Origin of the sequence: Agaribacter marinus (genome assembly GCF_030160655.1) — a bacterium.
Lineage (GTDB): Bacteria > Pseudomonadota > Gammaproteobacteria > Enterobacterales > Alteromonadaceae > Glaciecola > Glaciecola marina.
In genome coordinates, this window is record NZ_BSOT01000002.1 from 200,723 (window position 1) to 220,818 (window position 20,096).

27 protein-coding genes and 2 pseudogenes are annotated in these 20,096 nt (G+C 41.3%); 14 read left to right on the forward strand and 15 right to left on the reverse strand.

Translation table 11 applies throughout. The annotated features are described in order from the left end of the window. Positions 1 to 18 precede the first annotated feature (18 nt). Genes moaB through moaE form a run of 4 tightly spaced genes read left to right on the forward strand, consistent with a single transcriptional unit; the run spans position 19 to position 1,715 of the window. Positions 19 to 528 (forward strand): molybdenum cofactor biosynthesis protein B, encoded by a 510-nt coding sequence (gene moaB, locus QQK00_RS01415; protein ID WP_284215701.1) that lies wholly within the window; start codon positions 19 to 21, stop codon positions 526 to 528. Then, complete coding sequence (moaC, locus tag QQK00_RS01420) at positions 525 to 1,019, forward strand: cyclic pyranopterin monophosphate synthase MoaC (RefSeq protein WP_284215702.1); 495 nt, start codon at positions 525 to 527, stop codon at positions 1,017 to 1,019. Before moaB ends, moaC begins: the two co-directional genes overlap by 4 nt. Further along, on the forward strand, positions 1,019 to 1,267 hold the full coding sequence (gene moaD / locus QQK00_RS01425; RefSeq protein ID WP_284215703.1) for a molybdopterin converting factor subunit 1: 249 nt from the start codon (positions 1,019 to 1,021) through the stop codon (positions 1,265 to 1,267). Before moaC ends, moaD begins: the two co-directional genes overlap by 1 nt. Position 1,268: 1 nt before the next feature. Next, positions 1,269 to 1,715, forward strand: coding sequence for a molybdopterin synthase catalytic subunit MoaE (gene moaE, locus QQK00_RS01430; protein ID WP_284215704.1), 447 nt, complete (start codon positions 1,269 to 1,271; stop codon positions 1,713 to 1,715). Between the two features lie 41 nt (positions 1,716 to 1,756). On the opposite strand, the gene QQK00_RS01435 is transcribed toward moaE, so the two are convergent. The 6 genes from QQK00_RS01435 to modA form a co-directional block, all read right to left on the reverse strand. After that, a complete protein-coding gene (locus QQK00_RS01435; RefSeq protein ID WP_284215705.1) occupies positions 1,757 to 3,847 on the reverse strand; it encodes a peptidase domain-containing ABC transporter in 2,091 nt (696 codons plus the stop codon). A gap of 11 nt (positions 3,848 to 3,858) precedes the next feature. Continuing rightward, complete coding sequence (locus tag QQK00_RS01440) at positions 3,859 to 4,155, reverse strand: hypothetical protein (protein ID WP_284215706.1); 297 nt, start codon at positions 4,153 to 4,155, stop codon at positions 3,859 to 3,861. A 45-nt stretch (positions 4,156 to 4,200) separates the two neighbouring features. Next, the gene (locus QQK00_RS01445; RefSeq protein ID WP_284215707.1) at positions 4,201 to 5,454 is read right to left on the reverse strand and encodes a beta-barrel domain-containing protein; all 1,254 of its coding nucleotides are present in this window, start codon (positions 5,452 to 5,454) and stop codon (positions 4,201 to 4,203) included. 254 nt (positions 5,455 to 5,708) lie between these two features. Next, a complete protein-coding gene (locus tag QQK00_RS01450; RefSeq protein WP_284215708.1) occupies positions 5,709 to 6,767 on the reverse strand; it encodes an ATP-binding cassette domain-containing protein in 1,059 nt (352 codons plus the stop codon). After that, positions 6,764 to 7,480, reverse strand: a complete 717-nt coding sequence (gene modB, locus QQK00_RS01455) for a molybdate ABC transporter permease subunit (protein ID WP_284215709.1) — start codon at positions 7,478 to 7,480, stop codon at positions 6,764 to 6,766. The genes QQK00_RS01450 and modB overlap by 4 nt, the downstream gene beginning before the upstream one ends. Continuing rightward, positions 7,477 to 8,343: a molybdate ABC transporter substrate-binding protein gene (modA, locus tag QQK00_RS01460; RefSeq protein ID WP_284215710.1), complete on the reverse strand. Its 867-nt coding sequence runs from the start codon at positions 8,341 to 8,343 to the stop codon at positions 7,477 to 7,479. Before modA ends, modB begins: the two co-directional genes overlap by 4 nt. A 119-nt stretch (positions 8,344 to 8,462) precedes the next feature. Here modA and QQK00_RS01465 point away from each other — a divergent pair, with 119 nt between their 5' ends. Beyond that, positions 8,463 to 9,740, forward strand: a complete 1,278-nt coding sequence (locus tag QQK00_RS01465; protein WP_284215711.1) for an O-acetylhomoserine aminocarboxypropyltransferase/cysteine synthase family protein — start codon at positions 8,463 to 8,465, stop codon at positions 9,738 to 9,740. A 151-nt stretch (positions 9,741 to 9,891) separates the two neighbouring features. Here QQK00_RS01465 and QQK00_RS01470 read toward each other — a convergent pair whose 3' ends face one another. Next, complete coding sequence (locus QQK00_RS01470) at positions 9,892 to 10,182, reverse strand: DUF1330 domain-containing protein (RefSeq protein WP_284215712.1); 291 nt, start codon at positions 10,180 to 10,182, stop codon at positions 9,892 to 9,894. Between the two features lie 196 nt (positions 10,183 to 10,378). On the opposite strand from QQK00_RS01470, the gene QQK00_RS01475 reads away from it, so the two are divergent. After that, positions 10,379 to 11,563, forward strand: coding sequence for a glycosyltransferase family 2 protein (locus QQK00_RS01475; RefSeq protein ID WP_284215713.1), 1,185 nt, complete (start codon positions 10,379 to 10,381; stop codon positions 11,561 to 11,563). 217 nt (positions 11,564 to 11,780) lie between these two features. Here QQK00_RS01475 and QQK00_RS01480 read toward each other — a convergent pair. Next, positions 11,781 to 11,954 (reverse strand): annotated as a pseudogene (locus QQK00_RS01480) (IS3 family transposase); the annotation flags it as partial. A 164-nt stretch (positions 11,955 to 12,118) separates the two neighbouring features. On the opposite strand from QQK00_RS01480, the gene QQK00_RS01485 reads away from it, so the two are divergent. The 3 genes from QQK00_RS01485 (at position 12,119) to QQK00_RS01495 (ending at position 13,245) form a co-directional block, all read left to right on the forward strand. Next, positions 12,119 to 12,313, forward strand: coding sequence for a type II toxin-antitoxin system VapB family antitoxin (locus tag QQK00_RS01485; protein WP_284215714.1), 195 nt, complete (start codon positions 12,119 to 12,121; stop codon positions 12,311 to 12,313). Continuing rightward, positions 12,310 to 12,711 (forward strand): type II toxin-antitoxin system VapC family toxin, encoded by a 402-nt coding sequence (gene vapC, locus QQK00_RS01490; RefSeq protein ID WP_284215715.1) that lies wholly within the window; start codon positions 12,310 to 12,312, stop codon positions 12,709 to 12,711. Before QQK00_RS01485 ends, vapC begins: the two co-directional genes overlap by 4 nt. 291 nt (positions 12,712 to 13,002) lie before the next feature. Next, positions 13,003 to 13,245: a hypothetical protein gene (locus tag QQK00_RS01495; protein ID WP_284215716.1), complete on the forward strand. Its 243-nt coding sequence runs from the start codon at positions 13,003 to 13,005 to the stop codon at positions 13,243 to 13,245. Between the two features lie 48 nt (positions 13,246 to 13,293). Here the strand turns inward: QQK00_RS01495 and QQK00_RS01500 are convergent, their stop codons facing one another. After that, positions 13,294 to 13,611, reverse strand: a complete 318-nt coding sequence (locus tag QQK00_RS01500; protein ID WP_284215717.1) for an antibiotic biosynthesis monooxygenase family protein — start codon at positions 13,609 to 13,611, stop codon at positions 13,294 to 13,296. A 121-nt stretch (positions 13,612 to 13,732) separates the two neighbouring features. Between QQK00_RS01500 and QQK00_RS01505 the strand changes: the two genes are divergently transcribed. After that, entirely contained in the window at positions 13,733 to 13,984 is a 252-nt protein-coding gene (locus QQK00_RS01505) for a type II toxin-antitoxin system Phd/YefM family antitoxin (RefSeq protein WP_284215718.1), read from the forward strand. Next, entirely contained in the window at positions 13,981 to 14,241 is a 261-nt protein-coding gene (locus tag QQK00_RS01510) for a Txe/YoeB family addiction module toxin (RefSeq protein WP_284215719.1), read from the forward strand. The genes QQK00_RS01505 and QQK00_RS01510 overlap by 4 nt, the downstream gene beginning before the upstream one ends. Positions 14,242 to 14,306: 65 nt before the next feature. Here the strand turns inward: QQK00_RS01510 and QQK00_RS01515 are convergent, their stop codons facing one another. Beyond that, positions 14,307 to 14,618 (reverse strand): energy transducer TonB, encoded by a 312-nt coding sequence (locus tag QQK00_RS01515; protein ID WP_284215720.1) that lies wholly within the window; start codon positions 14,616 to 14,618, stop codon positions 14,307 to 14,309. Between the two features lie 72 nt (positions 14,619 to 14,690). Continuing rightward, positions 14,691 to 15,308 (reverse strand): LysE family translocator, encoded by a 618-nt coding sequence (locus tag QQK00_RS01520; protein ID WP_284215721.1) that lies wholly within the window; start codon positions 15,306 to 15,308, stop codon positions 14,691 to 14,693. Between the two features lie 179 nt (positions 15,309 to 15,487). On the opposite strand from QQK00_RS01520, the gene QQK00_RS01525 reads away from it, so the two are divergent. Next, positions 15,488 to 15,736 (forward strand): type II toxin-antitoxin system Phd/YefM family antitoxin, encoded by a 249-nt coding sequence (locus tag QQK00_RS01525; RefSeq protein WP_284215722.1) that lies wholly within the window; start codon positions 15,488 to 15,490, stop codon positions 15,734 to 15,736. Continuing rightward, positions 15,726 to 15,962 (forward strand): type II toxin-antitoxin system RelE family toxin, encoded by a 237-nt coding sequence (locus QQK00_RS01530; RefSeq protein WP_284215723.1) that lies wholly within the window; start codon positions 15,726 to 15,728, stop codon positions 15,960 to 15,962. The genes QQK00_RS01525 and QQK00_RS01530 overlap by 11 nt, the downstream gene beginning before the upstream one ends. 157 nt (positions 15,963 to 16,119) lie before the next feature. Here QQK00_RS01530 and QQK00_RS01535 read toward each other — a convergent pair whose 3' ends face one another. The 4 genes and pseudogenes from QQK00_RS01535 to QQK00_RS01560 all read right to left on the reverse strand — a co-directional run bounded on the left by QQK00_RS01535 (position 16,120) and on the right by QQK00_RS01560 (position 19,313). Next, positions 16,120 to 16,470, reverse strand: a complete 351-nt coding sequence (locus QQK00_RS01535; protein WP_284215724.1) for a hypothetical protein — start codon at positions 16,468 to 16,470, stop codon at positions 16,120 to 16,122. Positions 16,471 to 16,607: 137 nt separating this feature from the next. Beyond that, a pseudogene (locus QQK00_RS20465) lies at positions 16,608 to 18,265 on the reverse strand (transposase). Positions 18,266 to 18,480: 215 nt separating this feature from the next. Then, positions 18,481 to 18,936, reverse strand: a complete 456-nt coding sequence (locus QQK00_RS01555) for a hypothetical protein (protein WP_284215728.1) — start codon at positions 18,934 to 18,936, stop codon at positions 18,481 to 18,483. A gap of 140 nt (positions 18,937 to 19,076) precedes the next feature. Further along, a complete protein-coding gene (locus tag QQK00_RS01560; RefSeq protein WP_284215729.1) occupies positions 19,077 to 19,313 on the reverse strand; it encodes a hypothetical protein in 237 nt (78 codons plus the stop codon). Between the two features lie 133 nt (positions 19,314 to 19,446). Between QQK00_RS01560 and QQK00_RS01565 the strand changes: the two genes are divergently transcribed. Continuing rightward, a partial coding sequence (locus QQK00_RS01565) for an IS110 family transposase (RefSeq protein WP_284215730.1) occupies positions 19,447 to 20,096 on the forward strand: 650 nt, incomplete at its 3' end.

Below are 20,096 nucleotides of genomic sequence, written 5' to 3' on the forward strand. Positions count from 1 at the left end.
GCTTAAAGAGGACAAAAAGTGAGCGAACAAGCTTCTTTGAACATTGCGGTACTTACCGTTTCAGACACCCGCAACGAAGATACTGACACCAGTGGCAGATATCTCGTTGAAGCAATAGAAAATGACGGCCATAAGATTGCGGCTAAAACCATAGTAAAAGACGATATTTATCAAATGCGTGCAATTATTTCACAGTGGATTGCCGACGAGCGCATTACAGCGATCGTTACGACAGGGGGCACCGGTTTTACGTTTAGAGACTCTACACCTGAAGCAATCAGCCCATTATTTGACAAAACAGTCGACGGTTTTGGCGAATTATTCAGAGCGAAGAGTTACGATGAAATTGGGACATCAACCATCCAATCTCGCGCGCTTGCGGGTCTATCGAATTACACCGCGATATTTTGCTTGCCCGGCTCTACCGGCGCTTGTAAAACCGGTTGGGCGCTCATTTCTCCCCAACTAAATAGCACCAACAAACCATGTAACTTTGTTGGCCATTTGCTATCACGAGGCCAACATTGAGTAAACTCACACATGTAGATACCCAAGGCAATGCTAATATGGTCGATGTCGAGGCTAAGATGGCAACAACGCGTATTGCCACCGCAGAAGGCTTTATTTACGTGAACGCCGCAACACTTGACGAAATTATTCATCACCAAAATAAAAAAGGGGATGTTATTACGACGGCTAAAATTGCTGGCATTATGGCTGCGAAACAGTGCAGTAACCTTATTCCCCTTTGCCACCCACTCATGCTCTCAAAAGTAGACGTAGGGATTGATATCGAACCTGAGAATTCTCGTTTACGCGTCACATCAATGTGCAAGTTGTCAGGCAAAACCGGGGTTGAAATGGAAGCGCTCACGGCAGTAAATGTAGCCTTACTCACTTTATTTGATATGTGCAAAGCGTCAGACCCAGCCATGCGTATGGAAGGTATTCGTGTATTGAGTAAAACGGGTGGAAAAACTGGTGATTGGACCCATCCAAATGAAAGTGATGCTAAATAATGGCTTGTATAAAGTTTTTTGCATCCCTTAGAGAACAACTTAAATGCGCTGAAATGGAGATACATATTCCATCCAACGCAGATGTTACATGGTTAATAGAGCATTTGGTGAGTCAACACTCGGATTGGCAGGAAGCGTTACAACGCAAAGACCTATTGGTGGCGGTTAATCAAACCCTTTGCAGTAAACAAGCCCCCATAAGCAATACCGATGAAATTGCGTTGTTCCCACCTGTGACAGGAGGGTAACGTGATCTCAGTGCAACAACATGATTTTGATGTAGGAAGAGAATATCAACGCCTTATTGAAAAAAACGCTTCAGATGGCGCAGTGGTAATGTTTACAGGCCTTGTAAGAGATTTCAATCAAGGGTTTAATGTTAAAGGCTTGCACATAGAGCACTATGAAGGTATGACTGAACGTGCACTTGAGGGTATCGTCAATCAAGCCAAAGAGCGCTGGCAACTAGGCAACGTAAGCGTGATTCATCGCGTAGGTGATTTGCAAGTAAATGAACAAATCGTATTTGTTGGCGCAAGCTCACCACACCGTGAACAAGCCTTCGATGCAGCCCAATTTATAATGGATTACCTAAAAACCCAAGCGCCCTTTTGGAAAAAAGAGCTTACACAATCTGGTGAGCGCTGGGTAGACGCAAATATAAAAGATACAGACGCCGCCAACCGTTGGCAGTAGCTCGCGTTGAACAAGTCAAAACAGTCTACCAACGCCTTCATTTAACTTGCGTCTTTTGGCATGAATATCTGTCGATATTCCTCTGTAATATCCGTTAATTTACCTTCATTTAATTGGTAAATAGTATCTGCATTCAAAATTGTTTCGGTTCTATGCGCGATTACAATACGAGTCATATCGAGTTGCAACATTGCTTGGTTCACGTAGTGCTCTAAAGCTGAATCAAGATGGCTTGTTGCTTCATCCAATAACAGGATTTTCGGTTTCCTGTATAACGCCCGAGCCAGCAACAAGCGCTGTTTTTGCCCACCTGATAAGGCATTTCCCATATCGCCGACTAAAGCATTGTAGCCCATATTCATAGCAACTATATCTTGATGAATACCAGCTAATTGCGCTGATTCAGCTATGCGCTGCATGTCCATTTGCGGGTCAAAAAAACTAATATTTTCTGCAAGCGTACCAGACATCAATTGGTCATCTTGCATAACTGCGCCCACTTGCGAGCGATAATGCCGTAAACCTAGCTGTTCAATGTGGACACTGTCAGATTCGACTTTTCCGCTTTCTGGCGAAAGTAATCCTAGCATTAGTTTCATTAAGGTCGTTTTCCCCGTGCCAGACGGGCCAACAATAGCAATATGACTGCCAGCTTTAATATCAAGGGTAAGATCATCAAACAACAATGGTTCGTTGTCTGCATAACGAAATTGTAGATTATTCAAACTCAATTGACCGGATATTTCTCTAAACTGTGTAGTAGCGCCGTCTTTCTCTTTTTCTGTCAAGGCGATATCTGCCACTCGATCTAGATGCAATCCGGTCATTTTGATATCTATCAAGTTGCCGATTAGTGCTGACATTCTGCTGGTAAATTGGTTTTTGTAAGCCATAAAAGCGAATAACATACCCACACTAATATCTCCGGCCATTACGGCACTGGCCGCTAAATACACAATCAGGATGTTCTCCACACCAAACAAAAGTGCATTGATGGTTTCATAAGAAATCCCCCATTGCCCGAGCTTATATTCTTGGTTTACTGCCTCGGTGTACCGATTTTGCCACAGGTTTAGGCGCTGAGCTTGTTGTCCAAACAACTTTATGCTCTGCATACCACGCACGGTTTCCATGAAGTTACTTTGCTCTTTTGCTGATGCCATGATACTGGTTTCGGTGAGCTGTTGCAGTGGCTTATATAGAACGAAGCGCAAAATTGCATACAATACCACGACAGCAATAACAACAAAGGCCAATGTTGTGTCATACAAAAACATCATGGTGAGCACCGCAATTGACATTAAGCCATCAATCACTCCCTCGACGAGTTTATTAGTCAGTAGGTCACGAATGGCGCCTAAAGAGCCGAAACGCGAAACCACATCACCCATGTGCCTTTTGTCAAAATAACTAAGGGGCAAATTGACGACATGGTGCATTAAGTTAGTAGACATTTGAACACTCATCACCGAACTAAGATGCAGCACGACCCACGATCTAAAGGTTTGGGTAAGCGTTTGTACCAACATCAAGAAACCAAACCCCAGCGCAAGTACTGCCAACAATGATTTATCGTGGCTGATTAACACTTCATCCACGACAAGTTGGGTATAATATGGCGCAGCAATTGCGAATAGCTGCAATAGAAGCGACAAGACAAAGAGTTTACTTAATGAAGGAATTAGCCCGTCAATTTTGTGCCAAAATGACGTAATACCGAGCGTGACACGCTCATCTTTTTTCTTAAACTCGGTACTTGGCGTCAATTCCAACGCTACTCCAGAAAAAGATTTGTCAACCTCGGCCATAGATACTGTGCGCTCACCCATGGCCGGATCAAGAATGATGATGCTCGCTCGCTTTACACGTTTAAGTACGACAAAATGATTCATGTCCCAATGCAAGATACATGGCGTTTTTAGGTTTTTTAAATTATCTAAATCTAATTTCAACGCACGACTAGTAAATTCAAGCTGTTCAGCCAAAGACATCAATTGTTGAAGATTTGCACCTTTAAACGACACGCTGTATTTATTTCGAAGCGTTGTCAAATCAACTTTGTGCCCAAAGTGATTCGCTACCATCGCCATACAAGCAAGGCCACATTCTGCAGCTTCAGATTGATAAATCATTATATATCCGTCTACTTAAACAGAGTAAAAAAATGCTGATTAAACGGATGTTTTTGCGCTAAACCATCAGCATTCATGCTCACAAATTCACTTAAGCCTTGCGGCCATTGACCATGCTTTTGATGATACTGACGCCAAACGGCGAAACGATTTTGACTACTACCAAGTAACTCAAAAATACCATTGTCAATTGTACCTATGTATTTACTGCCTCCGCACACCGTGGTCGTATCACCGAGGTGCGTCAGCTCACTCATTGCTGAGACTGTTTCAATCGTCGATATTTGTTTATTTTCGGCTTGTTTCATTTCAATTCCTTTTAAGTGTAATAAGTGATTAGTCAACTAAACGTATTACAGCGTCCCCTTAAGGCTCATGAGCGGCTCTAGCACCCAACTCAGTAAACTACGCTGTTCAAGTACAATGTCTGCGCTTAAAAGCATCCCTGATTGCAGGTGCATTGTGTTCCCGTAAGCTTGAACCGTTTGCTGAGAAAGCGTCACCTCAACCGGGTAAACTGGCTCTTGAATATTGACAGGTAATGACATTTCCCCAGGCAAGACGATATGCCGCGCAGCCTGACTTATTTGCCCAGCAAATAAACCAAAACGTTGGTACGGAAAAGCGTCAAACCGTATCCGAGTTTGTTGTCCATCCTGCACAAAACCGAAAGCCCTTGTTGGCACTAGTAACACAGCCTGTAGCGGAGTACCTTCGGGTAATATCGCTAAAAGCACCGCTTGCGCGCTGACATTTTCACCAGCAGACTGCGCAAAATTGGTCACTCGACCAGCAACGGGCGCAGTAATTAATATTTGGTTATTTGCATTGACCTCTGTTTTCTGCTGCAAAAGGCTTGTTTCTTCAGCGTCAAACCGGGCTTCCTGACGCGCCGTTTCTGACGGCAACTGCGCAAACTGATTTTCTATCTGGCTAATACGCAAATTTAGCTGTTGTTGTTGCGTAAACACGCCTGACAACTGCTGCTTCACTGCTAGTACGCTATCTTGTTGCGCTTGCAGTTCGCGGCGGCTTACAGCACCTTCACTTGATAGTGTTAGCATCTGATCCAACTGCGCGTTTTGAATGTCCAACCGAGATGAGAGTATCCTCGCCAACGCGTCATTTTCAGTGGCTTCTTTATGATGAATGCTTAATTGTTCTTCTAGCGAAGAATGCTGAATCGATTGTTGCGAAAAGTACTCCGCTTTGCGTTGTCGCAATGCGGATATTTGTGCGCTCAACGATTCGCTGAGTATCGTCGAAAGGTTGTTCCCATCAGCCAATACAGTAGATGATTGCAATACTGCTAACGGATCACCTTTGCTCACTTGCTGACCGTTTTCAACCAATATTTCTTTAATGACTGCGTGTCTAGGGCTAATAACTTTTGCTAATCCAGCTTTCGGTTTTAAATAGCCCTGCACGGTTGCTTTTCGATTAAAGTCAGCCGTGAATAAAAACACACAAACCGCAACGACGACAAGCAACAAACTAGTTAATAGGACATTTGTTCGCAATGGCTGCGCAATAGTCACTTCACCATCTAATTTTGCCGATTGATGACGTATTGCTTGTTCCCGGAACAATCCCTTGTTCATTTGCATAATTAGGCTCTCTCAATAAACTCTGGCAATTGTTGCTCATTCTCACTAACTGTCACTAAACGTAATTTCATGTGCATACTTGTGATATTTGCCAATATTTAGGCGATCATAGAGAAACATACAGCGTGGTATAACTGTACCTTGAGCTAGTAAATATGGTATTTCAGCGAATTAGAGCGTTTATCTCAACGAATGGGTATTCTGGTATTCGTATATCGACGTAGATATATGTTCAGATGGCAAACGATACGAATTTACGCTTTGAACTCAGCAACCAAGGTCTTGCCCAATTCGATTTGCATAGTATGCAGTGATTTTTTTGATATGGTCGAATAGAATAGCTGCCCGTCGACATCCAAAGTGACTGTTGCCTTATCTGCTTGTTCTTGAAGCGCAACTACAGTACCTTGCAAGCTGTTTAAGATTGAAGATTTTACAGTAGAGGGATATCGTAAACTCACTTTGTCAGCATCGATTTGCAAGGTAGCAATATGCTTAGCGCATATTTTAGATTGGTGCGCTGTTTTAACAAATATTGATTGCTCCGAACCACAGAGCACATATTCATGTACGCAAAAAACGTCATCCGTTTGCCTAAATTGCACCTCAACATTTGAGAATAAATGTTCTTCATTATCTTCAAAATAATGCTGCAAAGCTAAGTTAATATCATATTGCTTGCTGAACACGCCACTTTTTACTAAGCAAGCACTTGCACATGACTGCGCTAAATCATGAATGGCGTGACTGACAATGACAAAACATCGGCCATAGTCGGTTTGCCATGTAGGAAGCAATTGCAATACATATTGGCGAGTACGCCAATCCATCGCTGTAAACACTTCATCTAAGAGTAATATCGGTTTGCCTGACAACAGTGCTCGCGCAATGAGTACTCTTTGTGTTTCTCCTCCCGACAAACTTGATACAGATTTTATTAACAAATCACTTAAATTAAGCTGCGACACAATATGTTCATATGCTATAGGTTTTATGTTTGAGAATGTTGAGTGGTCCACCACGAGTTGCAAATTATCTTTAACTAACAAATGTTCAAATAAACCATGCGTGTTTGACACATATGTGCAGGGGTTGGCCTCTCCGGCGCCGCCTTCCCAAGACCAATCCGCAAATGATGCACTTAGCGATTCACATGACTGAATGCCTGCAATAGACTTCAAAAAAGTCGATTTGCCCGACGCTGACACACCGATTAATCCAATTGGACCACGAGATAAATCTATCTCCAATTCAGTATCTATTGCGAATGAATGCGCATTCACTTTCAGCATAAGATGTAAAACTTTATTCACTCATGCTCTCCTTTGGTATGCCTAGGTAGCTTTTCTGCGGGAGATGATAAAGACGGCTTAGCGAGTCGATTAAAACGATACAACAACACGAGCACTACAAAACTTGAAACTAGCAATATGGCCGCAAGTTCATGTGCACTTGCATAATTGAGCGTTTCAACGTGGTTAAACAAGGCAATAGAAACCACTTGAGTTTCTCCTGGAATATTCCCTCCAATCATTAGGATTAAACCAAATTCTCCCAAGGTATGCGCGAAACCTAATGTGATAGCAGTGATGATAGACGGTTTAATCTGTGGCAATAATATAAGAAAAAACGTCTTTATACGGCTAATTCCCAAGGTAGTCGCAACGCTAAATGTATTACTTGCATGTTGTTCAAATGCAGCATTTAACGGCTGCATGACAAAAGGCATGGAATATATGATTGAACCGACCAAAATACCCGCAAAACTAAATACAAATTGCTCACCTGTCAGCATTATCCAAAAAGTGCCTAGCGCAGTATCTGGCGAGAATGCCACTAACAAATAGAAACCCAACACCGTGGGTGGTAGCACAAGTGGAAGTGAAATAAGTGCTTCAATATAAGGTTTTAGTCTTCCTTGATAGCGACTTAACGCCCATGCAAATGGCAACCCAACAAAAATCAGAATCACAACGGTTAAACTAGCTAAGGTAAACGTTAATGCTATGGCAGAATAGTCTGTCAATTTTTGTTCCCTACCATAAAATTCAACAAGCCCAATTTACCTGGGACTGAAGAGCTCACGGGTTCATACCCTAAGGTACTCAATCTAGACTGCGCAGCTCCGGACAACAGAAAGTCGACAAAGACTTCTGCCGCTGACAAGTGAGCATCGCGCTTATTTCCTATCAAAATAATACCTTGCTGTTCAATCTGAGGATAAGTGTTGGCGGGCAGTGATAGATAACGACGGTATTTTTGCTTTTTCGAAATAGCAAAGGCATGTATTAACAAGGATTCCGCCGTAATCGAAAAGTCCACATTACCAGTATCTGCAAACTGAAAAGCATGGGACACATTGTTACCGTAAACTATCTTAGGCTCACTTATATTTTGCTTAGCTAAAAAAGCATGTGCAGACTGTCCGTATGGCGCAAGTTTAGGGTTAGCAATAGCCACCCGTTTTGCCTCATTGAGTTTGGCGAGACGCATGCCTTGCTCCGCAGGGTATATCACTAAACGCCCATAAGCATAGGTAAAAGGGACTGCTCGATTACTCTGCTTCTTTGCTAAGCTTTGCGGCCTATCTTTATCCGCAGCAAGAAATATATCAAATGGTGCGCCATGAATCGCCTGCGCATAAAGTGAACCACTTGAACCAACAACGAGCTTTACATTTAGTTCTTTGGGCGCTGAAGGCAATTCAAGCAAATGTTGTAAAGGAACAAAAAAGTTACTAGCTACAGCCACAGTGAGCGATATTTCTGTTTTGATGCGCTTGTCAGCCTTAGTGGCATTTTCTTTCGCGCACGCGGCACTCTCGGCGAATATGGCGCCAAAAACAGTTAACACGCTAACTAACGCAAATGCCATGACTGGTTTAAACAAATGACTCACAACGAAGTTATTGATGGTTTGTTGAAGATTATACCGATTGCTTTAGAGTAGTTAAGCCATTTCCATCTATCATTTTTGTAAACAACATATACAAGCGTAAGGATCAGGACATGAAACCAGAAACAATTGCACTTCACGCAGGCTATAAAAGTGAAGAAACCACAAAAGCAGCGGCAGTACCCATTTATCAAACCACCTCATTTACTTTCGACGATACACAACATGGCGCCGACTTATTTAACCTAAAAGTAGCGGGCAATATATATAGCCGAATAATGAACCCGACAAATGCCGTCCTTGAGCAACGTCTTACAGAATTAGAAGGTGGTATTGGTGCATTAGCAGTAGGTTCTGGTATGGCAGCTATCCGATATGCGATTGAGACCATTGCAGAAGCAGGAACAAACATAGTAAGTGTAAGTCAGCTGTATGGCGGTACATACAACCTTTTTGCTCATACCTTTCCAAGACAAGGTATCGAAACAAAATTTGTTGGCTCTGATGATTTTGATGGATTAGCAAATGCCATTGATGGTAATACTCGCGCCGTTTTCTGTGAGTCAATTGGTAACCCGGCTGGTAACATTGTAGACATTCAAAAATGGGCAGATATTGCACATGCTGCGGGCGTCCCTCTAATAGTGGACAACACTGTAGCGACACCAATCTTATGCAGAGCATTTGATTTTGGAGCTGACATAATTGTCCACTCACTCACCAAATATATCGGCGGGCATGGCACTACCGTCGGCGGAATTATTGTTGATTCAGGTAACTTCGATTGGACGGCTAACGCAGACAGGTTTAGTATGCTGACTACGCCAGATCCGTCATATCACGGTGTCGTTTATACAGAAGCGCTTGGCGATGCTGCATACATTGGCAGATGTCGAGTTGTGCCACTGCGCAATACAGGCGCTGCATTGTCACCCCAAAGTGCGTTTAATATTATGCAAGGCCTTGAAACACTAGCACTCAGAATGGAAAGGCACTGCGAAAACGCTGAAAAAGTTGCGGGTCATTTACTATCACATGCGGCAGTCAGTTGGGTAAATTATGCAGCACTGCCAGATAGCAAATACAACGACGTGTGCAACAAAATCTGTGCAGGAAAAGCGGCTGGTATCGTTAGTTTTGGTATAAAGGGTGGTACTGTCGCTGGGGCTAAATTCATAGATGCGCTGGCACTCATTCTACGTTTGGTAAATATTGGCGATGCAAAATCACTGGCTTGCCACCCAGCAAGTACAACTCACCGTCAACTCAATTCTGAAGAACTCGCAAGTACTGGCGTGAGTGACGACATGGTAAGAATCTCGGTCGGTATTGAACATATTGATGACATTTTGGCTGATATTGATCAGGCACTAACAAAAAGCCAATCATAAATATCGATATGAAACGCAGCGCTCAGTCAATGTAGAGCACTTTGAAAACAGATACTGTTTATAGTGCAAGTCTTTAAAAAGGCTTGCACTAAATACAAATTCCGTAAATCATGTACAACGTAACATTGCGATTTAGCAAGGTTATCGTTGTTTAGGTAAGTCCTTTAATGATGACGATATCCAAATCGCCACCATTCAATCTTAACTTTTTAGCATCTTGATACGCTGACGACTCCCAGCAATCTATAGCGGCTTGATACGATGGAAACTCAATCAGGGTATTACGGGACCGAGTAGCTCCTTCTACAAGTATGGATTCGTCTGCGCGAACAATAAATTTCCCACCAAATTTTGCTACAGCCAAGGGTGCCTTTGCAGCGTATTCCTTGTATTTTTCTGCATCGGTAATATCTGCTCTTACTATCCAATAACCTTTTGTCATTTATGCCTTTTTTTTGATATTCAGTATGGGCTATCCATACTGAGATTATAGTCGGAATCTTTTACTTATTCACGAAATCTTTAACTATTCAAAATTACCGAAATACTTTCAACAGCCCTGCAATCTGTATATAACTTAAGGTATAATTCTACAAATCGAACGTTATGCAAAACAACAGCTTAAGGACAACTCATTAATGAGAGTAAAACTCGTCGCTATTGCCAAAGATGAAGCGGCCTATTTACCAGAATGGATATTTCATCATCTTAATGTTGGCTTTGATTCAATAGACATACATATCAACAATACCACTGACAATACATGGGAAATCGCAAATAAGCTTAAAACGCTTAGTAGCGTTAATTTTATAGACTCAGATACTTATTTTGCTGATGGAAAGAGCTTCCCTCAGGAACATGTGTATGCAGATGCGCTAGAAAGTGCCCGGAAAAACAAATTTACCCACTTAATGTATTTGGATATCGATGAATTTTGGATCGCTAAAGATCAAGATATATCAGTAAAAGACTTTTTGAAACGTCACCCTGGCAAAAATATCTTTTCTTTTAATTGGTTGGGCAAAACGAACGAAAAACCCTTCTCTTCCATTTATGAAGAGGATTTAAAAGGGCGCACTCTAAGGCAAGTGAAGACCTTATTTGCTACTCACTTACCAATAAGTACTGTCGATATCCATAATGTTTATGTACCAGATGAGAAATACTACTTGGCAGATGGCCGAACATGGGATTTTCCGCAATATCACAAAAATGCATCTGCAGTAAGGGAACCGTTTTTCAAAAATAAAACTGAAGATTTCTTTGTAGTGCACAGATTGTATAGAAGCCAAAAAGAATATATTTCGTTGCTATTACGCGGACGGCCTAAGAGAGCAGGGAACATCAAGTCAGCATTTAAAAATAATAGAAATGGATACATATCTCCTACAGAGACAAAACGTTCAGAAACTATTGCTATTAGCGCATTTAGTGAACGCCATACAACGTTTAAAAAGTGGTGTGCTAAATATGATTTATTGCCTGATATCGACGCCGCGAGAGAGCTGATAATCAAAAGGTACAACAAAACTTTAGATACCATAAAAATGAGTTCATCCACTGAATTAAAGGTATTACGGAATTTGTTAAAGTACGTCGATGATAAAAAAGCGTTGTCCGTATTTAATGCATATGAAAGAAAAGCAGTCCATGGCAAAAAAATAGAAGCAGCTGCGCATCTGAAAGAAGCGGCAATATCGCTTGAACAGGTAGATCTTAACTTAGCATATGAGCTCATATGCACTGCACAAGCACTGAAACCCAATGGCCCTCATATTGCCCAAAAAAAGGCGCAGTATAAAAAGTTACTAGGCATTACATAAAAATAGCCCTTATTACTGATTTATACTGGAAATAAGGGTGTACAAATAAGGGCTTTACTACTTAACCTCAGATCTGTTTAAGAAATGGTCATTGCATGCTTCTCAACTTCAGTGATATTGAGGGCAGGCTTGGCGCCACAGGTTAATTTGTTCGGGATGGAGTCCTTTTTCCCGACACCACACTGACTGTAACGGTCTAATGATCTTAGACACCCAGTTAGGCTGTTTTTAAATAGTTTAGCTCATATTCCGCTGGCGATATATTGCCCAGCGTAGCATGGCGCCCTTTTTGATTATAGAACGGTTCAATATAGTCTATGATATCTGCTTTAGCTGCTTGGCGTGTTTTATATCTTCTATAATTCACTCGCTCTGATTTTAGCCGCCTAAAATTCGAGTTCAGGGAGTCAAAAACGACTAATTCTACAGTCTCAACACCTGATTAAGCGGTAAAAATTTGCTCTATTATTTTTATCCGTCTTCAATCTATTGTTATGTTTTTTCAACTGAGTCATAATGTGTATAAACTTACCATTCTTTACACATAGGTGCAACATGAGAACTAACATTGTCATCGACGATAAATTAATGGCAGACGCGCTTAGTGCGACTGGTCTACAAACCAAAAAAGAAGCTGTAGAAGAAGGCCTGAAAGCATTAATCAGACTCAGAAAGCAAGCTAAGATTCGCTCTCTTAGAGGAAGGTTAGATTGGGAAGGCGATCTTAATGATATGAGAACTAGTGAATGATATTGGTAGACACTAGTGTTTGGATTGATTACTTTAATGGTGTTGAGACACAAGAAACTAATTTGTTAGATACAGCTTTGAGTAATGATAGTGTGGCCATTGGTGATTTAATCTTATTAGAGATACTTCAAGGGTTTCGTTCTGACAAAGACTATGCAACAGCGAAAGAACACCTACAAGTATTACCTCAGTTTAGTATGCTTTCACCAGAAATAGCGATAAATGCAGCTGAAAATTATCGAGTGTTAAGAAAGCGTGGCATAACTATAAGAAAAACCGCTGACGTTATAATTGCAACATTTTGCATAAATAAACGTATCCCACTGCTATTTGCTGACAAAGACTTTATACCCTTTACCAAACACTTGAACCTTCAATCAGTATCAACCGAAACATAACGAGGCTGTAGAAAAACTAAAACGTCATAAAAATATCGTGTTCTACGTCAATTATTTATGCTGTTTAATGGTTCAACCTATCCGATATTCACGTAGCAACGCGAAAACAGCTCAAAAATTAGAGCACTTTTAATATCTAAATTCGAAGTCTACTTTTTCTACAGCCTCAACACCAAATTAAGCGGGGCTACCCGCTCTTGGCAGTGTCCGCTTCAATTTTTTTGTTAGCTTTTTTCACAAGTACAAACGAGCTGAGTATACAAACTAGTAAACAAAGGCGCAGCAACGGCAATGCAAAAGACGATGCCGACATGGGTAAGTGAAATCATACCCATCCCCCAAGCTATGACTGAAATAGCAGTAAAAAAGCCTGTCAGAAAGACACCAAACCCTATAATTTGCGCAACACGTCGAGGGTCATTATATGCTGTTTCGTCAAAACTCGATATCAAAGACCGTTTTTGTTTTATACCGACTAGATATGCCAAGGCCAAACACGGAATCGATAGCAATAATAATAACGAGAGAAATTAATAAAAACATATCATCCATATCTAACTACCTAATAAAGCTAACAATTTATTATATGCCGTAATCTCGTTCTACTTTTGAAATTCGAACCTTAAAAGAATCGTACCAAGACTTGCGACCAGCTTTTTGAGCATCTAAATGTTCAGAGTTCGCTTTCCAATTTTTAATTGAATCTAGATCTGCCCAGTAAGAAACCGTTATACCAACATCTTCTCTTGCGGATTCTAAACCTAAAAATCCAGGTTGTTGCTCGACTAGCTCGACCATTCTATCAGCCATTTTTCCATAACCGTTATCATCCTCAGTTCTTGTGGATGTAAAAATAACAGCAAAGTATGGAGGTTTAGGTGTATTAGCGATTACTGACATTAGCGCTCCTAGGCATATAATACTCACTTAAACAGCGAAAATTGCTTTTTATTTTTGTCCGCTTCAAGTTTTTGTTATTTGTCGTTATACTATGTACAACTAACTGTACCAGAGAGCAATTATGGACGCTATAAGTTATACCGCAGCAAGGGCTAAACTTGCAACAACGATGGAGCAAGTATGTAATGATCATGCTCCCGTCATTATTACAAGAAAGACTCAACCCTCTGTTGTGATGATGTCTCTAGAAGATTATCAAGCAATGGAAGAAACAACTTATTTGCTGCGTTCACCTGAGAACGCTAGGAAATTATTGAGCTCCATTGCCGAATTAGAAGATGGAAAGGGCTCAGAAAAGGAACTGATTGAATGAAGCTAATTTTTTCATCTACCGCATGGAGCGACTATTTGTACTGGCAAAGTACAGATAAAAAGATGCTAAAAAGAGTAAATACGCTAATTAAAGATATATCTAGATGCCCTTATGAAGGACTTGGAAAACCTGAACCATTAAAGCACGGGTTAGCTGGCTATTGGTCTAGAAGAATCAACGATGAGCACCGATTCGTTTATAAAGCATCCGATGATTCTATAATGATTGCGCAACTACGATATCACTACGGCAAATAACCTTTAAAATAAATGGCAACTATACGCGAGCGAAGCGGGGTTTGATTTTGTTGTTAGTTTTCATCTTATTCTAATGTCCAATCCAACTGAACTTTTAAGCCCTCTTGTTTAACTGGTTTTCCGTCGACTAACTTGGGTTTGTATACCCATTTAGAAAGACTGCATATTGAAACTTCGTCAAAAACATTCGCCGGTTCAGCATTAATCACTTCGATATCAACAGGCTTTCCTTCTTTGCTGATAGAAAACTTCATTAGAACGTAGCCTTCAATCCCTTTTTCAGCCGCATTGAGCGGATAATCACTATTACATTCTGGTGGACTATCTGCCAATGCTACGAAGCTCAGTAAACACAATCCTAGAATAATACTCTTCAAATTCAAATTTCCTTTTGGCAACTAACTTTGTGTCCCAGTGAGCCCGCTCTTGGCGAACGACTTAAGCGTCTGTTATACCCGTTCACTAAACGCCAACTTGAGACCAAGTGCTGCAAAGCTAGTGGCAAAAAGTTTTTGTAGAGCAATACTTGCTCTCTCTGACTTTACGATTAACTCGCTGAAACTGCCTGACAAAAAACCATACACAAGAAAAACAGCAAACGTCATTAGCATGAATACTGCACCAAGCGTAAGCATACTGACTAAGGCGCTATCGACTGAACTAGGGATGAATTGAGGCAAGAAAGCTAAAAAGAATATTGAAAGTTTGGGGTTTAAAATGTTTAGTAGAAATCCTTTTATGACGATACCAGTAAATCTTGAGTTTGGTTGTTCACCTTTTACAGAAAGTGGAGAGGACGATCTCCACATCTGCCACGCTAGATAAAGTAAATACGCTGCGCCAACATACTTTACAACCACAAAGGCGAGAGCGCTGGTATGAAAAAGAGCAGCAAGACCCAATGAACTCGCCAAGAGAGCCGGAACGATGCCCAGAGTACATCCGATTGCGGCAAAAATACTAGCTCTCTTCCCTATGAAAAGGCCAGTTGCAACGGTATACAAAACTCCAGTTCCGGGAATTAGAACTACCACCAAAGACGTGAGTAAAAACTCTATTGAAATCATAATATGTTTCCTTTTCCTTCAAAGGGTATAACGCGCAATCAGCGGCAATAAAACAGTTTGGCTACAATAACGAACGAAGTGAGGGAAGCCAACTTTTTTTGTCCGTTGCATTGCCTTGTTATGTTTCGGGCGCTATAATTAGACTTAATAAACGACCACTTTAAAGCACCGAGTAACGCATGACAACTAGAATACTAACTGAAGCCGCCGCAAGTATTAGTGAATTAAAAGCCAACCCTATGAAAGTTGCCTTAAGTGCTAATGGTGACCCTATTGCGGTATTAAACCGAAATGAGCCAGCGTTTTATTGCGTACCCGCAGAGACTTATGAATTTTTGATGGATCATGTTGAAGATTTAGAGTTATCAGCTATTGCAGAAAACCGAAAAAATGAAGCAAGTATCAAGGTAGACATAAATGACTTATGAGCTTGAATTTAAAAAATCAGCTCTTAAAGAATGGAAAAAACTTGGTGCAACAGTTCAAAACCAATTTAAGAAAAAATTAGCTGAAGTTATAGAAAACCCACATATACAAAGTGCTAAATTATCAGGTGCCAATGAACTTTACAAAATCAAACTGAGACAAGCAGGTTACCGCTTAGTTTACGAAGTTAATAACGAGATCATTACAGTTACTGTGATTTCAGTATGAAAACGAGACAAAGGAAAAGTTTACAAGGTTGCAATGAAACGCAACGATTAAGAAACATGACTTCTAACAGAAGGGGCGCGAAATCGTTGGCTATAATGCGAAGCAGCCAGCGAGTTTGCGTCCCAGTGAGCGGCAGCGAACGTGCTTAATGTTTTTGTTATGTTGTATCTACTTTAATAGGCTCAAGATAACGCTCTAAAACTGTGCAGGAATCGTAGCTACGTTCCCTATCATCATTCATTTCATCGGTTAAATCATATTGTGGAAAATCAAATTCAATCCAGTATTCCCAATCATCGGTATTATCTGGCAGTGCTCGCTTAAGAGGCTTTGTTGAGACAATAGTTGCTATAGCATCCTGTTTCCAATCAGCATGCCGAATCATTCGAACCCTATCACCATTAAAATACTTCATCGCAAACTTTTTAGGTACACATAACGAGGCTGTAGAAAAACCCAATATCCAATCATCATTTCCTACCACCGAGTGTGTTTTCTTAATGAGCACTACTTTGCCTCGATAAAACCGATTTTGCAATGATTTGGATTTTTATGGGTGCGTTTTAAAAAATGCGGCGCTATGCCTTGTAGATTGTGGTGTCTAAGGGCGTTTTTTATGGGTACTCAATATCGACTTATCCTAGCTCAGGCCGCTAACTGTCCGTAGTGGTGTAGCTTTTCTATATTGTGTATCAAACAGAACAAGTGCCACTGTCCTTGCACCTTGTCTTTGCCGCGTAAGCTAAAGCGATTGAGCTTTTTGTTTGTGCCGATATTGCCAAACACCGGCTCCACCACACTCATGCGATGGCTATAGATTTGTTTGCCTCTGTCGCTATCTACCCGTTGGTTATTCGTCTCATCCATGAGACTCCCCCCTGCGGGGCCAGCTAACGTTGTTCAAATTCATTCCCGATGAATTTGTCATCCAATCCGTATATGTTGGCTCTCTGTCCGTCGCTAGCCGAAACGACACCTGCCTACCCGCCCCTTTGCGATGGTCTGCTGACTTGGGGTTGTGCATACATTTGTGTTTCTTCTCACAGTTACGGCATTGCAACAATTTCCCTTCGAAGTACGCTGTCTGAATACCTTCGGTGTTTTCTCTTATCCCTCTAAAGCTTATTTGCTCACCTGCTGGGCAAATACATGTCTTATTCACCGGGTCAAACTGAAACTCACTGGCAGGGATTGTCATTTTCTTGCGGACTTTCTTGTCTTGATGACGCTTGCCGTATTTGGCTTTCTGCTCGTTGAACTTCGGGTCTCGTGACCTAAATTGATTATCGGGAATGTAGGCGTTGATATTGGGCTCATGCAGATACGCCATATTGCTCTCACTGGCAAAGCCCGTGTCTGCGGTCACAATGGTTTGCTCGCCCAATATATCGTCGCTTATGCCCAAGCGTTTGTAACGAGATTGAATAGTATCAAGGATGGGCTTCAAGGTATGCTGCTCCTGACCACTGCCAAACACTTGTGCATCTACTATTACTTGGTGCTTTTTATCCACCGCCGTAACACTTCGTGCAGGACACATTATACCCCTGTATCGTACCTTTACTGGTGGTCATCTTCGCTGACGCATTATCCGTGATATTGGATTTCACTTCCCTTGGGCGCTTGCCTGTGCCCATCCGCGGCGTAGCGTCTTTGTGATTGAGAAATTTATCAACCTTATCGTGTGCTTTATTCAAGGTATCGATGGTTTGTTGAACGCGTTGCTGCTTGGCTTCCTCTGCTGTATCGGTGTTATCTAAGCGCTCGTGCAAATCCAATTGATAGCGAATGTGGCGCTTTAGTTTATCCCGCTTCTCCTCTAACTCCTTAAACGTCCCCGACCACTCCTTTGATGCATTCGATGACATCTTACACCCGTCAATCGCAAACAACTCATTGCCCAGCAAACCTTGCGTTTGGCATATCAATAAAATTTGCTCAAACACTGATGCAATCTCATCTTTACGTCCGCTGATAAATGCCGCTATCGTCGTAAAGTGCGGCACGCTATCACACGACAAGGCTTTGAAAATGATATTGGTTTCACAGCACCATTGAATTTCTCGACTCGACGTTATCCCTTTGGAATAAGCAAACAACACAATCTTTAATAGCGCTGCGGGATCATAAGCCAAGCGCCCCGTGGCATCATTTTTATACTTCGGATAAAACACCGACAAATCCAACTTCTCTTCAATCAAATAATGAATGGCGTGTTCTAACGTACCGGCCTAAAGTTGGTCGAGATAATTAATCACCACCATCGAATGTTGTTGATAATTGAGGGGCATAAATCGTGGCATAACCAAGGCCTCCTGAGCCTGTTTGGTAATACCTATTTGATCACAAAGTGTGATCGGGGGGAAGTGAAAGTGATGTTTTTTTGAGCTTATTTGGGGTTTTTCTACAGTCTCAACGTCTCAAATAACCGGCACAAACTTGCTGGCTAAAATCGAAAAAGAGCCGGCGAGTTTGTGTCCGACCCCGACAGGAGTGAAGTTGACTTGTTTTGTTATACCTACTTTTCTTCAATTGATAAAACACTATATGCCCAAACGTTTATTGATAGGCTTTCACAAGATTCACCATCGACGCATATACCACTAAACCAAATGTCACCAAAACCAATATGCATTCCATTGTAATTATAAAACAATGAGCTAAATTCTTGCTTCTCAACTCTGCTTAGCATTTCTGTTCGAATAATTTTGTCATAATTATCAATAAACTCTTCCACAGTATCATAGTAGACACTTTTTTCAGGATAATTAACTCTAATAGGGTAGAGGTTTAATGAAGCAACTTTTTCTTTATCCCCAGACAATAAACCTGCTTTAAGCTCATTGAAGAATGCTTCGTAGTCTAAGTCAGTATGGAAGTACTTGTTTAGACGATTATTTGAAACTCCGCTCTCATCGTCTGAAAAGGCAGTATTGCTAAGCAATAATAGTATAAGAGAGAATATGGCCTTCAAGACTGCACCTAGTAGATATAACGTTTCAAATAACCGGCGCCAGCTTGCTGGCTAAAATACAAAAAGAGCCAGCGAGTTGGCGTCCGCCCCTGACAAGGGTGAAGTTGATTTGTTTTGTTATATGGCAAGTGACGCACACCTCAAATGTTTGGTCGGTTTTCTAAAACTGATTTTACTAGACGATACTGAGCTTGCCACTCTTCACTGTCCTTAAAGATAATTCCATGAACTTGTTCAATGTTTTCTTCATCAAGATCTGATTTGCTCAATGAATCTTCACACCTGTTTAGCTTATCTAAATATGCCAAAACACGTTGCGTATTTAGCTGTTCCAACTGTGCTAAAGACAGCAGTTTCACTACTCTGAGTTTGGGCATGCTTGGTTTGCCATATAGACATAATGACTCCCCACGAGCCACCTTTAAAGGTGCTGCTCTCCAATTTTCGTAGGTTAACTAAAAGCCTGAGCCATAATAGTTGCGCTAAACAAACTAATAAAAGGAGAGCAGCATGAGTAAACATAACATACTTTTTATTGGCCTTGATACTCACAAAGAGTTCGTTGAAGTGGCTTACATTGAAGACCAACGTGGAGCAAAACCTACTCATCTAGGGCGGCAAGCAACAAGTAAGATTGCGATTAAAAAGCTTGTTCGTCAGTTTGAATCTAAATACCCTGAGGCGACCTTACATTTTGTGTATGAAGCCGGTCCTTGTGGTTACTGGATTTACCGTTTACTTACTAGCCTAAGACACTGCTGTTATGTGGTTGCCCCCTCACTCATACCTAAAAAACCAGGGGATAGAATTAAAACTGATAAGCGTGATGCGATGATGTTAGCCAAACTGCTTAAGTCTGAAGATCTCACGCCGATTTATGTACCAGAGCCGGAAGATGAAGCCGTACGCGACTTATCTCGGGCGCGTGAAGTGGCAATGAAGGATTTAAAAGACGCCAAGTACCAACTCAAAGCCATGTTACTGCGTAACAATATCAATTGTAAAACAAAGGATAATTGGAGTGCCCCTCACCTTCGCTGGTTGACTGAATTGGTCTTGCCTCATTCAGCACAACAAATTGTTTTACAAGAAGCGAGCCAAACGATTACAGAGCGAATGAGTCGGATAGAACGCTTAGATAATGAGTTAACTCATCAAGT

Bases quoted from the DNA above. Each gene is read 5' to 3' on its own strand.
- moaD (WP_284215703.1), top strand. From the start codon at position 1,019: ATGGCTTGTATAAAGTTTTTTGCATCCCTTAGAGAACAACTTAAATGC.
- QQK00_RS01435 (WP_284215705.1), bottom strand. From the start codon at position 3,847: ATGATTTATCAATCTGAAGCTGCAGAATGTGGCCTTGCTTGTATGGCG.
- QQK00_RS01440 (WP_284215706.1), bottom strand. From the start codon at position 4,155: ATGAAACAAGCCGAAAATAAACAAATATCGACGATTGAAACAGTCTCA.
- QQK00_RS01445 (WP_284215707.1), bottom strand. From the start codon at position 5,454: ATGCAAATGAACAAGGGATTGTTCCGGGAACAAGCAATACGTCATCAA.
- QQK00_RS01465 (WP_284215711.1), top strand. From the start codon at position 8,463: ATGAAACCAGAAACAATTGCACTTCACGCAGGCTATAAAAGTGAAGAA.
- QQK00_RS01470 (WP_284215712.1), bottom strand. From the start codon at position 10,182: ATGACAAAAGGTTATTGGATAGTAAGAGCAGATATTACCGATGCAGAA.
- QQK00_RS01475 (WP_284215713.1), top strand. From the start codon at position 10,379: ATGAGAGTAAAACTCGTCGCTATTGCCAAAGATGAAGCGGCCTATTTA.
- QQK00_RS01485 (WP_284215714.1), top strand. From the start codon at position 12,119: ATGAGAACTAACATTGTCATCGACGATAAATTAATGGCAGACGCGCTT.
- vapC (WP_284215715.1), top strand. From the start codon at position 12,310: ATGATATTGGTAGACACTAGTGTTTGGATTGATTACTTTAATGGTGTT.
- QQK00_RS01495 (WP_284215716.1), top strand. From the start codon at position 13,003: ATGCAAAAGACGATGCCGACATGGGTAAGTGAAATCATACCCATCCCC.
- QQK00_RS01500 (WP_284215717.1), bottom strand. From the start codon at position 13,611: ATGTCAGTAATCGCTAATACACCTAAACCTCCATACTTTGCTGTTATT.
- QQK00_RS01505 (WP_284215718.1), top strand. From the start codon at position 13,733: ATGGACGCTATAAGTTATACCGCAGCAAGGGCTAAACTTGCAACAACG.
- QQK00_RS01510 (WP_284215719.1), top strand. From the start codon at position 13,981: ATGAAGCTAATTTTTTCATCTACCGCATGGAGCGACTATTTGTACTGG.
- QQK00_RS01520 (WP_284215721.1), bottom strand. From the start codon at position 15,308: ATGATTTCAATAGAGTTTTTACTCACGTCTTTGGTGGTAGTTCTAATT.
- QQK00_RS01525 (WP_284215722.1), top strand. From the start codon at position 15,488: ATGACAACTAGAATACTAACTGAAGCCGCCGCAAGTATTAGTGAATTA.
- QQK00_RS01530 (WP_284215723.1), top strand. From the start codon at position 15,726: ATGACTTATGAGCTTGAATTTAAAAAATCAGCTCTTAAAGAATGGAAA.
- QQK00_RS01560 (WP_284215729.1), bottom strand. From the start codon at position 19,313: ATGCCCAAACTCAGAGTAGTGAAACTGCTGTCTTTAGCACAGTTGGAA.